Origin of the sequence: Lactobacillus sp. UMNPBX12 (genome assembly GCF_002553955.1) — a bacterium.
Classification (GTDB): domain Bacteria; phylum Bacillota; class Bacilli; order Lactobacillales; family Lactobacillaceae; genus Lactobacillus; species Lactobacillus crispatus.
Genome location: NZ_PCYY01000017.1, coordinates 1 through 16,333, shown reverse-complemented (window position 1 = coordinate 16,333; position 16,333 = coordinate 1). Strand labels below are relative to the sequence as shown.

Genomic DNA, 16,333 nt, shown 5'->3' with positions numbered 1-16,333 from the left:
TACGCAAAAAGAGGCGATTATTTTGTCAGAAAAGGAAAATTTTTTAACTATTAAAGAAAACGGCACCGGTGAATTAATTATCAAAAAGAGCAGATTCATTGCCAATATTGCTCGCACCACTACTACTGATGCGGCAAATGATTTTATTCAAAAAATCTCTAAAAAATATCGCGATGCTTCGCACAATACCTTTGCCTACACGATCGGCTTAAATGACGACCAGGTCAAAGAAAGCGATAATGGTGAGCCATCAGGTACGGCTGGTGTTCCTGAGTTAAAAGCATTGCAATTAATGAATTTAAAAAACGTTACAGTCGTAGTAACCCGTTATTTTGGTGGAATCAAATTAGGAGCAGGCGGTTTAATTCGTGCCTATTCCAATAGTGTCACCAATGTTGTTGAAAAAATCGGCGTCATTAAACGCGTTTTACAACAAGAATTAATTTTTAGCGTACCCTATAACCGCTTCGATGAAGTTGATCATTACCTAAAACAGCAAAAAATTTTTATTGCCAATACCGAATACGGTGTAGATGTTAAAATTCATATTTTTGTTAACGATGACCAACAAGCTAAACCTAAGGAAGACCTAACTAATTTATTGGCCGGACAGGTTACCTTTACTAATGGTGAAAAACGCTATAATGAAATTCCTGTTGAAGCTAATAATTATCATGAACAATAAAAAGAGCATTTGGATATTTCCAAATGCTTTTTTGCTACTTATTATTTTTTTTACTCTTCAATTGATCTGGTTTTTCGTCTCCTAAGTGCCAAACTTCAATTGTTGGATCAGTCTTACTCTTTTGATTAATAATTTTCTGAATTACATGCATCAAAGGATGGTATTTTTCACCCAATAAACCAATTGATTCCACAAAATACTCTAAGGCAATCAGCAAGCCTAAGATCAGAAGCCAAGTGCCCCAAGTTGGCGAAAGCAGGAATAATAAAGAAATAAATGAGAAAACCAATGATAATGCATAAATAGTCAATACCGTCTGTCGGTGCGTTAACCCCATTCGCATCAGCTGGTGATGTAAATGATGCTTGTCTGCTTCTGAAATTGGCTTTTTGTTTAGCTTTCTCCGAATCATTGCATAAACGGTGTCAGTAATAGGCACTCCCAAAATGATAATTGGGACCAACAATGAAATAAAAGTTACATTCTTTAACCCCTTCAGAGATAAAACGGCGATCATAAAACCAATATAAAGTGCACCCGTATCACCCAAGAAAATTTTTGCTGGATGGAAATTATATGGTAAAAAGCCCAATAAACAGGCAGCTAACATAAAACAAGCAATTGGGACATATAGCTGATGAGTGTGCAAGAAGAAATAACCTACGATCCCCATGGTAGTCAGAGAGATCATTGAAACCCCATCAGCTAGCCCATCAAGTCCATCAATCAAGTTAACTGCATTAGTTAAAGCTAAGATCCAAAAAATAGTAATCGGGAAACTCCACCAACCTAGATTTACTTCATGTGCGATGAATGGCACCTTTAACACATTCATTCTGATTCCAGCTAAAAAGTAGATAATCAATGAAGCGATAAAAATCCCAAACATTTTTTGTCTAGGTTTTAACTCCAAAATATCGTCGATCAATCCCGTCAAAACAATTACGCTTGAAGCGAGTAAAATCGAAAAAATTTCATGAGTCGGAAATTGCTCACGCAACAGAACAAAAGTACCGATATTAAAAGTAACAAAAATCCCCAGTCCACCAATCGTTGGCATTGGTTTCTTATTAACTCGCCGGGCATTAGGATTATCAACAGCTCCTAAGACAAAGGCAAGCCGTCGAATAAACGGTGTAATTGCCGCTGAAATAATTACTAATAAGAATAATTCAACAATAATTTTAAACATATTTGGCTACTTTCCTTATTTACTTGTTCTAATTATACAAGTAGTCAGTATTTTGCACAAATAGCAAAAAAAGTTTGGAAAAATTATCTTCCAAACTTTTTAATTTATTTAGCGATCGCCACAACTCTTTTTTCACGGATAACGGTAATCTTAATATTACCTGGATAATCAAGTTCTTTTTCAACCTGATTACGAATATCACGTGCCAAAATAACTGTCCGATCATCTGAAATTTCGTCAGGTTCAACCATCACACGAACTTCACGTCCCGCTTGAATTGCATAAGCCTGCTTAACGCCTTGGTAGCTCTTAGCAATCTTTTCCAATTCGGTCAAACGTCTAATATAATTTTCCAAACTCTCGCTTCTTGCACCAGGACGAGCACTAGAAATCGTATCTGCTGCAACAACAAGTTCAGCAATAAACGACAACTTAGGCACATCGCCGTGGTGTGCAGCAATCGCATTTACTACAACATCTGGTTCATGATATTTACGAGTTAATTCAACCCCAATTTCTACATGGGAACCTTCAATATCATGATCGATGGCTTTACCAATATCGTGTAATAACCCCGCGCGAACTGCTAATTTTTCATCCAAGCCTAATTCTGCAGCCATCGTGCCTGCTAGCTTACCAACTTCAATTGAATGTGACAAAACATTTTGTCCATAAGAAGTACGATATTTAAGACGACCTAGCGTCTTAACTAATTCAGGATTCATCCGGTGAATTCCCAGCTCCATCAAAGCACTTTCACCTGCTTCATAGATGTCATCGTTAACTTCTTTTCTGGCCTTATCGACCATTTCTTCAATTCTAGCTGGGTGAATGCGGCCATCCTTGATTAAGCGTTCCATCGCTCTTTTGGCAATTTCACGTCTAATTGGATCAAAACCACTCAAGGTAACAACCTTTGGCGTATCATCAATAATTAGATCTATTCCAGTCAAAGCTTCAAATGAACGGATATTGCGTCCTTCACGACCAATAATCCGTCCCTTCATCTCTTCATTTGGCAGATCAACAACAGATACAGTTGTTTCGGCAACTGTATCTGCCGCGCTACTTTGAATAGCATCCACAATGACCTGATTAGCATAATGATCAGCTTTAGCTTTTACTTCTTCGTTACTATTTCTGATCATCTCGGCTCGTTCTTTGACTAGTTCATCAGATAATTGACTAAGCACAATCTTCTTGGCTTCTTCCTCATCCAACTTAGCTACGTCATAAAGCTTTTGCCGTCTAGTTTCTACTAATTCTTCAGCCTCAGTTAATTTTGCCTTTAAGCTAGCATACTGCTGCTTTAATTGGTCTTCCTTTTGCGTGAGTCCACTTTCACGTTCATCTAATAAAGAATTCTTATGATCTAAGGTATCTTCACGTTGTTGTAAACGATTTTTCTCCCGAGCTAAATTATCTTTCTTGGAATTTAACTCATCCTCGGTCTTTTGCCTAAAATCACGAATTTGTTCTTGAGCTTCAAGAATTTTTTCTTTTTTAGTATTTTCTGCACTTTGCTTAACAGCCGCTGCTGCTTGCTTTTGTGCATTAACTTCAGCTTGTGCTGCAGCAACCTGTGCCTTAGCATCAGCCAAAATGTGGTCAGCATCATTCTGGGCATTTTGAGCTTTTTGTTCCCAAGAATGCTTGCGAATTGCATAACCAACCACTGAACCCACCAAGAGTGAAACAATGGCAGTTGCGACGGGAATCATAATTGTTAACATATTATTCATGATTACTATCGCCTTTTTTAGAATTATTCACACAACTTTTATGATAAAGAACCTATCTGTTCATGTCAATTAAATCAAAAAACCTTGGAAAATAAATCCAGGGTTTTTGACATAATTATTTAGCTTGATCAGACTTTTTATCTGTAGCAGCTTCTTTTTCTGTCTTGGCTTCTTCGCGCTTCTCCTTGATCTTTTCTGGATCTTCACGATCAGCAATTGACTTTTCATCAATCCCGTAAGCTTGACGCACTTGCTTTTGGATATCTTGATAAATATCTGGATGCTCTTCTAGATACTTCTTAGCATTCTCACGTCCCTGACCAATTCGATCACTCTTGTAAGAGTACCAAGAACCTGCTTTATCGATAATGTCCTTATCAGCAGCCATGTCCAGTAATTCACCACTTTGTGAAATTCCCTTACCGTACATAATGTCTACTTCTGCCACCTTAAATGGTGGAGCAACCTTGTTCTTAACAACTTTAATTTTAACTCTGTTACCAAGAACATCTCCTGATTGCTTAATCTGTTCAGCTCTTCTTACTTCCAATCTAATAGTTGAGTAAAACTTAAGAGCACGACCACCTGGGGTAGTTTCAGGATTACCAAACATTACCCCAACTTTTTCACGAATCTGGTTAATAAAGATGGCAATAGTCTTAGTCTTAGAAATATTACCTGATAGCTTACGCAAAGCTTGACTCATTAATCTCGCTTGTAAACCAACATGGGCATCCCCCATCTCGCCTTCAATTTCTGCTCGTGGTACTAAGGCAGCAACAGAGTCGACTACTACAATGTCAATTGCCCCACTGGAAATCAAAGTATCAGCGATTTGCAAACCTTCTTCACCAGTATTAGGTTGTGACAAAATTAATGAATCAATATCTACACCTAAAGCTTCAGCATAAGCAGGGTCCATCGCATTCTCTGCATCAATATAAGCTGCAGTACCACCACGCTTTTGTACCTCAGCTACAGCATGAAGGGCTACAGTAGTCTTACCAGATGATTCTGGGCCATAAACTTCAATAATACGACCACGAGGATATCCACCTACACCGATAGCAGCATCTAAAGCTAATGAACCTGTTGGCACTGTTGAAATTTGCGTATCAGCTTTTTCGCCCATCCGCATTACAGCACCCTTACCGAAATTCTTTTCGATTTTTTTAAGCGCTGCATCTAAAGCAGCCTGTTTTTCGTCTTTGGCCATTAATGTCCTCCTATTTTTCGTACCTAATAATTATACTTTGACCGCCGTCCAATTTGCAAGAGAAATGCAAACGAACGTTCAAAGGATTTTTTACCCTCTATTATTTATTACGCAAAAAATCGCCATTATTTTTTTACAAAATAAAAAAGAAGCAAATGCTTCTTTTAATCATTCTTGACTTAATACTATTTTACATTGAGCCCTTGAATACGCCCCATGATTGGTGGAAGTAATCGTAACCTGAGTAAATAGTAAAGATCAACGCAAGGTAAAGTAAGATAGTACCAATGTGGAAGAAGTCACCAATCAATAAGAAAATGATTGATAACATTTGGCAAGTAGTCTTAATTTTACCAGGCATCTTTGCTGCTAAAACTTGTCCTTCATTTTCTGCTAAGATCAAACGCAAACCAGTAACAGCCAATTCACGACAAACGATGATAGCTACTACCCATGCTGGAGCAAGTTTCAATTCAACTAAGAAAATGAAAGCAGTCATAGTTAACATCTTATCAGCTAATGGATCAGCAAACTTACCAAAATTGGTTACCATATTACGTGAACGCGCAATGTGACCGTCAAACCAATCAGTAGCCGAAGCAACAGCAAAAACGATAGCAGCAATAACACGACTCCAAACAACAGTTGAGCCTGCTGCTTGAACACTAGCATTCCCACCAAAAATGATGATTAACATAAATACTGGAATCAAAAAGATTCTAAAAACAGTAAGTTTATTAGGTAAATTCATTCTAACACTCCTAGATTTTAATTTTTGTTATTATTTCCACCATCATTGCCATTGTTAGTGTCTGCTGATGATTGAGTAGTAGATGATTGTTGAGTTTGACTACTTTGTTGGGTTTGTTGGCTACTTTGAGTAGTAGTAGATGATTGTTGACGACTGCTTTGATGAGTAGCACTGCTTTGAGTAGTTGTACGGCTTTGGGTAGAACTACTATTGGTTGTATTGTTATTAGTAGAGCCCGTATTATTAGAACTACTATTATTTTGACTAGTAGTTCCCTTAGCCTTACCAATCAACAAAGTAATTGTCCTGTACGCATTGTTTGCTGTATATGGGATTTTCTTACCTGCAATAGTGATTGAAGTACCATTATCGTTGCCTAAAGTAATCACTACTCTCTCTGCATTGCTTGGCAAAGTCATAGTGTGCTTTTGATTAGCAAGTAAAGTTGATTGCCAGCTATTAGCATTACCATTGACTTGTACACCTGCTGAAATATTTTGGTTTTCACCAGCACGCACAACTAGGCGACGGTTTTTATTCAAGCCAGTAACTCGGTACTCATTGTCACTAACCTTAGTAACCTTAACTTTATTGACTACTACTTTTTTAGCTTTCTTAGAAGATGACGATGATGACTTTTGTGATGAAACAGTTACATCATTATTATCAGCTTGGTTCTTTTGACCACCTGAAGAAAGACGAGCATACAAAACGTACACTACAAGAATTACGATAATTACACCAAGTCCGATCGCAATTCGTGGCAAGTAATTCTTCCACAAATTTTTCTTATTGTCGGTGGTTTCTCGTACTTCTTCACTCTTATTATCAATCGAGTTTTCTACGTACTCATCTGGCTTAGCTTCTGGTACATCATCGTGGTAATCACTTAATAACTCCTTACCATCCAAGCCAACAACTTGTGCATATTGACGAATAAATGCTCTAACATAAAAATCGCCTGGAAGTTTATCAAATTCATTCTTCTCAATCGCTTCAAGATATCTGCTCTGAATTTTAGTAGCTTTTTCAATATCTGCAATTGAAAGTCCCTTAGCCTCTCTGGCGCTCTTTAATTTATCTCCGATATCTGCCATATTTACCTCTTCAAATTTTAATTTATCATGTTGAGTATACCATAAAATTCTTATTACAACGTCTTAGTTATAAAAGCCATCCACCTGTAACATAAATTGTCTGTCCTGTTAAATAACTACTACGTCGATCTAGCAGTGTTCTAACCCAGTATGAAATATCACTGCCATTGGCCCAACGACCAACTGGGATTTCATCTTTTACCTCTTGAATCGTATCCTCAGAAAAGAATGCATTCATTTTGGTTTTAACCGCACCAGGCGCAATTACATTAACCGTTAAGTTATTGGAAGCAACTTCACGCGCATAAGCCTGAGCGAACCTGGTTAAACCACCTTTAGTTGCACTATAGACGCTTTCTAATGCACTACCTGCACCACCATAGACTGAGCCTAAATAAACTATACGACTAAAATCTCGTTTCATCAGTTGTGGCTCTAACAATTTAGTTAACTTAATTGGCACAGTAAGATTAATATTAATCAGATCAGTGATATTTGCTAATTTTTCATCACCTAAAAAACCATACTTAGTAATTCCTTGAGCAAAAACTACTGCATTAACTGGCAACAAGTTTTTAACAAAATCTGTTAACTGTGCATCCCCTGTCGCAAAATCCAACTGTAGCGACATAAAATCCTGGTCAGGATGCTTAGCAAACAGCTCTTGAACTAAATTTTCAGCTTTTTGAGAATTAGAATGATAATGCAAGTATAATGACCAACCGGCATCTGCCAAATCTCGACAAATATCTTGACCAATACCGCCAGTTGCACCAAAGACAATTGCTCGCTTCAACTTTATCAACCCCTTACTTGTTTTCTAAGTAAGCAGAACAAAGTTCACTGTCTTTCATAATCTTTTGGCAGTAGTCATAAAACTGATCAAAATTCATCGCCTGCAATTTAGCTATATTTTGTGTTAAATTTTCATGATCTAAATTTTCTTCAATTAATTCAATTGCCAAATAAGACAGATCATTACTTGTCCTAGCAGTGCGTGCTAACCATTCTTTCTTTTGCAAAATGAAGTTTTGTCTAATAAAACGGTATTCCGCTGAATTTTTCTTAATTGGTTCCGTCAATACCCTCTTTATTTCTGCAATTACTTCTTGAGCTTGAGGACTTACACCAAAAATAGTAGCAAAATCGCCCTGCCTGGTGTAATTAACAGAAATCTGCAGCGAATCCATTAACAACTGCTTTTTTCTCATTTCTTCAAACCATGGTCCCATTGCACTTAGTTTTGATTCTAACATTATTTCTAACAGAATTTGAGTCAAATCAAAGCTTAATAATACTTTCTTAAAGTTTTTAAAGCGAATTCCTAAACCAAAGGAATTAGAATTACCTCTGGCTGGCAAGACTTGATCATGTAACATGCGAAAACTAACTTGTTTTTCAGCTGTGCTTTTACCTTTCCCGTGCAAATATTTTTGCTGCAGCTTTCCTACTTGCCGCAAAATCGTTTGCACTTGATTATCAGAAAAATCACCGCAAGCAACAAATTGCATCTTTTCTGGCACATAATTAGCCTCATAAACTTGGGTCAAGTTTTTCACTGTAACTTGATTAATTGATTCTTTCGTACCTACAACTTCGATCCCTAGATTAGAATCACCAAACATATCATGCATAATCGCATTATTTACGCTCCAAGTTGGGTCATCCTGATACATGGCCAATTCTTGTTCAATAATCGGAGCCTCTTGCGCGATATTTTCCTTAGTAAAATACAGCTGCCCTACCAATTCAAACAAGAGATCGATCATTTTAGGCGTATGCTCAATTCCACTACAATAAAACATTGTTTCATTAAAAGACGTGAATGCATTAACGTCAGCACCAATATCTTCAAATTGCGTTGACAGATCACCATCTTTTTTGGCAAATAGCTTATGCTCTAAGAAATGAGCCGAACCGGCAACCTTTTGTGGATCACTACTACCAAAGTCAACAATTATACCGAAAAATCGTTGATAAAAATGTGGCTTTAAAATAATTTCGGCTTTAAAGCCTGACTGATATTCTTTTTTGATAATTTTTGGTGTCATCATTTTAAAACATAACTTTCATTAAAGAATAAATTTTGTACGAAAGCTACTAACTGCTTAGGTGTAGCTCTCCTAATTGCATTTTCACGATCAAAGTCTAAATATCCCGAGAACAATTCATCACGCAACATTTGACCCATCTGCCAGTTTTGACCGTCTAGACCAATCTTCATATTACGCAAAATTGCCTTTTTAGCCTTTTTAAATAAATCATCTTCTACTTCGCCCTGAACTAGTTTACCCATTTCGGATAAAATAATTTTTCGAGCCGCTGCAATCTTACTAGGATCAAGTCCTGCACTGACTAAAAACAAAGAATTATTGGCAAAGCAGCTTGCTTCAACATTATAAGCTGCTCCCAATTGCTCCCGAATTTGCGTAAATAATTTAGATGATTGATCACCTGCCAAATATTGCGATAATAATATTCCCATTACTTGACCGCGATAATCAATACTTTGTTCTAAACCAAAGCCCATTAACAATTGAGCTTGCACATTTCCTTGATCATCCTCTTTTTCAATCAACTTTCTTTTAGCTGGAATAGTTAGACTAACTGTTTGAAATGATTTAGTTAAACCAGTTTGTTGAAACATAGCCTGAGCTAATTTAGAAACCAGATTATTATCCCTGGTCATTCCTAAAATTTGCATTGGTACATTAGCTAAATTACGCCAATAATGCATCATAGTCGTGCTAGTCGCAGCTTTGATTTCATCTAGTGAGCCAATAAATGTCTCCGCATAATCAGGTTGATCCTGATACCACAATTTAAAAAACTGCTCCAACGCATAATTAGATGGTTGTTCAATCAGTTCTTGATATTCTTCTGCTAATTGACGTTTAGCATATTCCACCAAAGGTTCCGCAAAATTAGGTTGATTAACTATTTGTGCAATCACATTAAGAATTTCTTCATACGTATAATGTGGATCCAAAATCTCAATCGGCTCAACAAAATTGGCATAATAAGTCAAAAGTATTTCTTTACCAAAAACTTGTGGCATAATCTCCAGCTGTAAATCATATAATTCTGCCAATCTTTTTTGTTGTAAAGCAAGTGACGGATAACTTAAGCTGCTATTCATCTGTATTCGCGCTAGCAAACTAGCATAAGCTAAATTATGTTTAGTCAGCGGCAAACGCAAAAAACAGCCAATAGCGGCTGTTGTAAACTTTTTATTTTTTCTAATTGCAATATTAGTTGTGAGCATTGTTTGAATTACCTTCATTCTTTATTGGTGGCACTAAAACTTGTCGTGGCTTAGAGCCTTCAGATGGACCAACAATCCCTTTAGCTTCCATTTCATCAACAATTCTAGCAGCACGATTATAACCAATTCTAAACCTACGCTGCAACATTGACACGCTGGCCGTCTGTTGACGTCGTACTAAATCAACAGCTTGCTCATAGAATTCATCTGCTGGCTCATCATCTTTACTATCAGCATTTGATGAATTTTCACCTTTTTTAGGAATCATTGTCTCATCATAACTAACCTCTTGTTGCTTCTTAACCCATTCAATTACGCGTTCAACTTCATCACTAGCAATATAAGCACCTTGAACACGTTCAGGTTTAGATGCCCCAATTGGCATATAAAGCATATCACCACGACCAAGTAATTTTTCTGCACCTGTTTGATCCAAAATAGTCCTTGAATCCACTCCACTTGATACAGCAAAGGAAATTCTCGATGGTACATTTGCTTTAATCAAACCGGTAATAACATCAACACTTGGACGCTGAGTTGCCAAAATCATATGAATTCCGGCAGCACGTGCCATTTGTCCTAAACGAACAATCGCGCCTTCAACATCGTGACCACCAACCATCATCAAATCACTAAGTTCATCAACTACAACTAGAATATAAGGTAACGGCTTCATCACTGGTTTAGTTTTATCACGATTGTTTTCAGCAACTTTTTGATTATATTCACTCATGTTTCGCACGCCACCAGCCGCAAATAGCTTATATCTGCGCTCCATTTCTTTAACAACTTTGCGCAGTGCATTTGCGGCTAGCTTAGCATCGGTCACCACAGGGATCAATAAATGCGGCACACCATTATAAACTGAAAGTTCGACCATCTTTGGGTCAATTAAAACTAATTTAACTTCTTCAGGCCGCGCCTTCATTAAAATACTGGCTAAAATTGTATTAATCGCTACGGACTTACCAGAACCAGTTGAACCAGCAATCAATAGGTGTGGCATCTTAGCTAAGTTGGCAGAAATAATGCTTCCAGTTACATCTTTACCCAATGGTACATCCATCGGATCGCTTTTGGCTTTATTATCTTGATGTTCCATCACGTCTTTGAATGAAACAACAGACGTTGCTCGGTTAGGTACCTCAATTCCGATAAAGGGCTTACCAGGAATTGGTGCTTCAATTCGAATATCTTTAGCCGCAAGCGCCAAAGCCAAATCATCCGCTAAGTTTACAATTCGACTTACCTTAACGCCAACAGCTGGCTGGACTTCATAACGCGTAATAGTTGGTCCTAAAATAGCTTTTTTAATAATCACCTTAACGCCAAAACTCTTAAACGTTGATTGCAAAACTTGGGTATTTTTCTTAATTAAATCACGGTCAGTACTCTGATCAGTCGATTTAATTGGATCAAGTAAGCTTAAAGGTGGCATCTTATAAGCTTTATTGACTGGCGCATCAGTTTTTAGTTCACCATGATCGACATCGGCTAATTCCTGCTTTAACTTTTGATCATCTTCCGCAAAAGAATGTGACTTAGGTAGTTCCTTTACCCCGTCATCATGTTGTGGTGCAATTTGAATTTGCGGTTCTGGATCAGGTGTGGTCTCTGGCTCAACTTCTACGTCTTCAGCCGTCGGCGTTACATCGTCATCAGTTGGATCGGCAGGGTCAAAGTCTGCTACATTAGGAAAAATCGGTTTATCGTCATCAACTAAATCTTCGTCTTGTTCCTCTTTTTTCTGACGCCGCTTTTCCAAAACGTCATTATATTTATCTTTGACCTTTACCCCAGCTTCTTTATTCTTTTTGATGAATAATTGACTAACTGTCTGGAATTTTTCGATAATTGTTCTAAATTTAACATCAAAAAACATCAAAATTCCAATTGGCAGCAATAAAATAGCAAAAACACGGACACCGATTTGCCCTAGTAGTGGATAAAAAAGTTGATAAGCTAATGAACCAATTAATCCACCACCAATGCTCTCAGTGACTCCAGCACGACCAAACTCCGCAGCCATTGCATGCCAAAAAGAATTCAGGAAATTACTGTTAACTAATTCATGTTCAAAATACAAGTTACATTGAATTAACAGAATTCCCAAAAAAGCGATTGCTAACCCCAAGCTACGCTTAATTGTTAAGTGAATCGGTTGATTATAGATTAAATTTACTAGGCCAAAAAGTCCCAGTAAACCTGCCGCAAACAAATAGGAATCCCCGAAGAACATTCGAATCAAATTTGCAATTTGCTTACCCAAAATACCGAAACGGACAAAAGCTAGCCCCGCTATTAAAATCAAGACTAAACCACAAATACTCCAATTAAGATTTTGCTTTTTGTTTGCTTTTCGCTTATTGTAGCTCTTTTTGGCCTTTCTTTGTTTCTTTTTTGCAGGCATGTACTCACCTGATTAATTATCGAATTCAGCCTTGAAGTTCAAGTTAACCGGCTGACCCAAAGTTAATTGGGTTGTTTCATAGATCAAGGTCTCAAGTTGCTCAACTAATGGTCGAGTTAGTAACTGCCAATCTGAATTACTAATGTCAGAGCCATCACCATGGTAATCTTTTAATTGCACGATTTGATGAATCAAGCCGCTTGCTTCAAACATAGCTGGTGCAGGAATTACATCATATTGAATAGCAACATCATAGTAACTACCATTTTCTTCTGAATGCTCATCGTCACCGCTAACATCTAATTTTCTAATTCCTGGTCTAACGTCACTAATTGGTTTGGTATCTTCATCAACTAAATCATAATGAAATGCCTGTACGATAATATCTGTCTGTTTTTCAAAATCCATTATTTATTCTCCCCTAGATTACGTTCATATCTTTCAGGACGATCATAGTCATCTTTTAACTTGTCATTTTCATAATGATGGGTTGTTTCCATATTAGGAAAACCTTGCTGGCGTAAAGCTTCTAGCAAAACCATTGCTACAGAATTAGACAAGTTATAGCACCGAATGTTATCAGACATTGGGATACGTAAATTACGGTCATAGTATTCACGCATAAAAGTTTCTGGCAAACCAGTTGTTTCTTTACCAAAAACAAAGTAATAATTCTTGTTAGGATCAGTATAATCGACTTGTGCATAATTTTTTGATGAGAATTTAGAAATTAAATACATCTCATCATTAGGCCCTAAGGTCTTCAAAAAGGCATTCAAGTCATCATGTCTGCGTACATCGACCTTGTCCCAATAATCAAGACCTGCTCGCTTCATTTTTTTATTATCGATTTGAAAACCAAGTGGTTCAATCAAATCAAGGACAGTGTTAGTCCCCGCACAAGTACGAGCAATATTACCAGTATTAGCTGGCATCAATGGTTCATACAAAACTACATGATTAGTCATTCAAAAAACTCCTTATCAAAAAAAGCGTAGCTTTTAAGCCACGCTTTAAAACTATCTAGTATTTATTCGCTTTCGTCATGATCTGCATCCCCCGTGGTCGAAGAAACAGCATTCTCTTCAAAGAGTTTAGACTCTCTTCGATAATAATTGTACACGCGAGACACAATAATCTTCAAGATCGCATAAATTGGAATACCGAAAACTACACCCCATAATCCCCAGACGGCACTAGCACCAATCAAGAGTAAAATTGTTGTAATTGGGTGCATTTCCATTTTATTCCCCATTACCCATGGGCTAAGAATTCTTGATTCAATTGTTTGTTCAATAGCAAAAACAATTAAGACCTTAATTAACATTGAACCTGAAGTCATAATTGAAATTACAATTACAGGAATCATTGCTAATGGTGTACCAAAGTATGGGATTAAGTTCATAAACCCAGCTAAAATTGCCAAAGCCACGCCATATGGTAAACCAATTAGAATGTAACCCAATGAGAACATCACACCTACCCAAAAGGCAACAGTAATTTGACCACGGACATATGAAGCAACAGCATAGTTAATATCATATAATAATTTGCTAAAACTAGGTTGCCACTTTTCAGGTGCAAACTTGGTAATATATGGCCGCAGTTGATGACCATCTTTTAACATGAAGAATAAAATAAACGGTGCAGTTAACAAAGTCATAGCCACCATTGTAATAATGCTGACGGCAGATGAAATATTGCCGATAGTTGCATTGATGGTACTTTGTCCAGATTTAAATAAGGTCTTCTGCGTATTATCAATCATGCCTTTGATACTGCCTTTAAATGAATGTAAACGCGGATCTTGCAACGCATTTTGTGTTGCATTAACCGCATCATTCCAAATATGAGGCCAGTTCTTTATCAATGAATTAATCTGATTCTGTGCAATTGGAACCAAGATATTAATAATCCAAATTAATGCGACAACTACTAGTAAGAATAAAACTATAATTGTCACCACTCGCGGAATCTTAAATTTTCTTTCACACCAATCAACAACCGGATTCATGATATAGTACTGAATTACCGCTAATAATAATGGCGGTAAAATTGCACTAAAGAAGATCCAGGCAGGATTCAATACAAAAGATACTTTATTAAAGACCCAAATAATTAAAAAGAATAGCAGGACGTTTAATAAAACAATACTAAAACGATTATCTAAGAACCATTTTTTAAAAACAGTTCCACCCCTATGTTGGTTATTTTCCATCTATTCATCCTAATTTTTAAATGTGTTCATAAACAATATCATCATCAACCTTAAAATTAGGTAATGGTTGATCAATATCCGGATCAAAGTAGATCGCATTAGCAAGTGGCGTCTTAGAAACGGGACGGTTAAAGAACAAGGTTGCGTGTCCCAATGCCTTCATGTTGCTCTCTACCATCGGACCAACATAGTTTGCAACATAGGTTTGACCATCAACAGTGATTGTATCGCCTTTTTTAAAAACAAAACCACTAACTGGCGTCTCAGTACTGAATTTTTGAATGACAGAAACGTCTTCCAAATCCTTATTAGCACCCTCGCCAAATAAAATTACCATGCCATCTTTATTATCGACGGCCTTTTTACCAATTTTTTTAATATTTGCAATCCATTTCATAATATAATCTCTCCTTAAAAATAATTTTAGCATAAGAAAAGCTGCTTAAAAACTTAAGCAGCCCAAAATCGGCGATTATTTTTTGCTCAACAGGAAATCGTGTTTTTAAGCGTCTAATCCGCTTTCATGCTATACTTTATTTTAGACTTATTTTTATTTAGAGATGGAGGCCCACATATATGAAGGTTTTAATCGGAGGTTACACCAAAAAAACTTCCAAAGGGATTTATGAATTACCTATTACCGGTGCAGCAAATGATGCCCGTTTAGGCAAAGCTGAGAATATTATTAGCGTTGGTGGTCCAACTTATTTCCGAAAAGATGGTAATTTAATTTTTACTGTTAATAACGCTGGCGATAAAGGTGGAATCAGCGTCTTTCAATTAAGTGATCAAGGCGCAAACGAAGTTGACCACTATTTAACTCTAGGCTCTTCGCCAGCTTATGTAGGAATTAACCGCACCAAAAAGTTGATTTACACTGCTAACTATCATACTGCTGTCTTGTCCGTTTTCCGCTACAACGACAGTGGCAAGCTCGATCTAGTTGATACTATAACTCACAAAGCTGAAACGTTGGGTCCGCGTCCTGAACAAGTTGACGGTCCTCACCCTCACTTCTTTGATGAAACCCCAGCTGGTAACTTGGTTAGTTGTGATCTAGGCAATGATACCGTTGATTTTTATAGATTAGAAAATGATCAATTAAAACACATTGCTCAATATAAGTGCGAAACTGGCTTTGGTACACGTCATATCGTCTTCAGTAAAGATGGCAATTACTTCTACGTTGTCGGTGAACTTTCTAGTCAAATCAATGTCGTTAAATTTAACGAAGACACTTGGGACTTTGAAAATATTGCTACTTATAAGACAATTCCTGCTGATTTTACTGACCATAACGGAGCTGCTGCCTTATATATTAGTCAAGATGGCAAATATGTTTACACTTCCAACAGGGGACATAATTCAATTGCTGTCTTCAAAGTTAACGACGATCATACTTTGAGCCTGGTTCAACGTGTATCCACTTTTGGTGACTTCCCTCGTGATTTTAATTGGGATAAAGATCAGCGCTACGTCGTTGTCGCTAATCAAAATACAGATAATGCTACTCTTTACACAAGAAACGCTGGTACTGGTAGCCTAACTCCTATTCAAAAAGAAATTTCCGTACCAGAAGGCACTCGCGTTCTTTTCACCAAATAGTAATTAACATTAGTACCAAAGTCATGGCGCAATAGAACGTCATGGCTTTTTTATTCCTACAACTTAAAGTAAAATAGAAATAAATGAAACAAAATATAAGTCATGTGGTGATAAGTCAATGTAAATTGTAAATTTTATTTTTAATTAGTTTG

At 37.0% G+C, this 16,333-nt stretch carries 15 protein-coding genes; 2 read left to right on the top strand and 13 right to left on the bottom strand.

Annotated elements, in window-relative coordinates; genetic code table 11:
- Nucleotides 1-22 precede the first annotated feature (22 nt).
- On the top strand, nucleotides 23-685 hold the full coding sequence (locus tag CP363_RS07535) for a YigZ family protein (protein WP_098036064.1): 663 nt from the start codon (nucleotides 23-25) through the stop codon (nucleotides 683-685).
- Between the two features lie 34 nt (nucleotides 686-719).
- Here CP363_RS07535 and CP363_RS07530 read toward each other — a convergent pair whose 3' ends face one another.
- From CP363_RS07530 to CP363_RS07470, 13 genes are all read right to left on the bottom strand, one after another.
- Complete coding sequence (locus tag CP363_RS07530; RefSeq protein ID WP_005718634.1) at nucleotides 720-1,877, bottom strand: glycosyltransferase family 4 protein; 1,158 nt, start codon at nucleotides 1,875-1,877, stop codon at nucleotides 720-722.
- A 104-nt stretch (nucleotides 1,878-1,981) separates the two neighbouring features.
- Complete coding sequence (gene rny, locus CP363_RS07525) at nucleotides 1,982-3,619, bottom strand: ribonuclease Y (RefSeq protein ID WP_013086051.1); 1,638 nt, start codon at nucleotides 3,617-3,619, stop codon at nucleotides 1,982-1,984.
- 115 nt (nucleotides 3,620-3,734) lie between these two features.
- Complete coding sequence (gene recA / locus CP363_RS07520; RefSeq protein WP_013086050.1) at nucleotides 3,735-4,835, bottom strand: recombinase RecA; 1,101 nt, start codon at nucleotides 4,833-4,835, stop codon at nucleotides 3,735-3,737.
- Nucleotides 4,836-5,025: 190 nt separating this feature from the next.
- A complete protein-coding gene (gene pgsA / locus CP363_RS07515; protein ID WP_005718631.1) occupies nucleotides 5,026-5,586 on the bottom strand; it encodes a CDP-diacylglycerol--glycerol-3-phosphate 3-phosphatidyltransferase in 561 nt (186 codons plus the stop codon).
- A 17-nt stretch (nucleotides 5,587-5,603) separates the two neighbouring features.
- The gene (locus CP363_RS07510; RefSeq protein ID WP_098036063.1) at nucleotides 5,604-6,683 is read right to left on the bottom strand and encodes a RodZ family helix-turn-helix domain-containing protein; all 1,080 of its coding nucleotides are present in this window, start codon (nucleotides 6,681-6,683) and stop codon (nucleotides 5,604-5,606) included.
- Between the two features lie 67 nt (nucleotides 6,684-6,750).
- Nucleotides 6,751-7,479 carry an elongation factor P 5-aminopentanone reductase gene (gene ymfI, locus CP363_RS07505; protein WP_035443121.1) on the bottom strand — a complete coding sequence of 243 codons (729 nt, stop codon included), beginning with the start codon at nucleotides 7,477-7,479 and terminating at the stop codon, nucleotides 6,751-6,753.
- 13 nt (nucleotides 7,480-7,492) lie between these two features.
- Entirely contained in the window at nucleotides 7,493-8,737 is a 1,245-nt protein-coding gene (locus CP363_RS07500) for a pitrilysin family protein (RefSeq protein ID WP_089146336.1), read from the bottom strand.
- The gene (locus CP363_RS07495) at nucleotides 8,734-9,948 is read right to left on the bottom strand and encodes a pitrilysin family protein (protein WP_057726543.1); all 1,215 of its coding nucleotides are present in this window, start codon (nucleotides 9,946-9,948) and stop codon (nucleotides 8,734-8,736) included. Before CP363_RS07495 ends, CP363_RS07500 begins: the two co-directional genes overlap by 4 nt.
- Complete coding sequence (locus tag CP363_RS07490) at nucleotides 9,935-12,358, bottom strand: DNA translocase FtsK (RefSeq protein WP_005718625.1); 2,424 nt, start codon at nucleotides 12,356-12,358, stop codon at nucleotides 9,935-9,937. Before CP363_RS07490 ends, CP363_RS07495 begins: the two co-directional genes overlap by 14 nt.
- A gap of 12 nt (nucleotides 12,359-12,370) precedes the next feature.
- Nucleotides 12,371-12,766 carry a DUF1149 family protein gene (locus CP363_RS07485; RefSeq protein ID WP_005718624.1) on the bottom strand — a complete coding sequence of 132 codons (396 nt, stop codon included), beginning with the start codon at nucleotides 12,764-12,766 and terminating at the stop codon, nucleotides 12,371-12,373.
- Nucleotides 12,766-13,326, bottom strand: coding sequence for a tRNA (cytidine(34)-2'-O)-methyltransferase (locus CP363_RS07480; protein WP_005718623.1), 561 nt, complete (start codon nucleotides 13,324-13,326; stop codon nucleotides 12,766-12,768). Before CP363_RS07480 ends, CP363_RS07485 begins: the two co-directional genes overlap by 1 nt.
- A gap of 62 nt (nucleotides 13,327-13,388) precedes the next feature.
- The gene (locus CP363_RS07475; RefSeq protein ID WP_005718622.1) at nucleotides 13,389-14,576 is read right to left on the bottom strand and encodes an AI-2E family transporter; all 1,188 of its coding nucleotides are present in this window, start codon (nucleotides 14,574-14,576) and stop codon (nucleotides 13,389-13,391) included.
- Between the two features lie 16 nt (nucleotides 14,577-14,592).
- Nucleotides 14,593-14,973: a PTS glucitol/sorbitol transporter subunit IIA gene (locus tag CP363_RS07470; protein WP_005721518.1), complete on the bottom strand. Its 381-nt coding sequence runs from the start codon at nucleotides 14,971-14,973 to the stop codon at nucleotides 14,593-14,595.
- 179 nt (nucleotides 14,974-15,152) lie between these two features.
- Between CP363_RS07470 and CP363_RS07465 the strand changes: the two genes are divergently transcribed.
- Nucleotides 15,153-16,181 carry a lactonase family protein gene (locus CP363_RS07465; RefSeq protein WP_089143527.1) on the top strand — a complete coding sequence of 343 codons (1,029 nt, stop codon included), beginning with the start codon at nucleotides 15,153-15,155 and terminating at the stop codon, nucleotides 16,179-16,181.
- Nucleotides 16,182-16,333 lie beyond the last annotated feature (152 nt).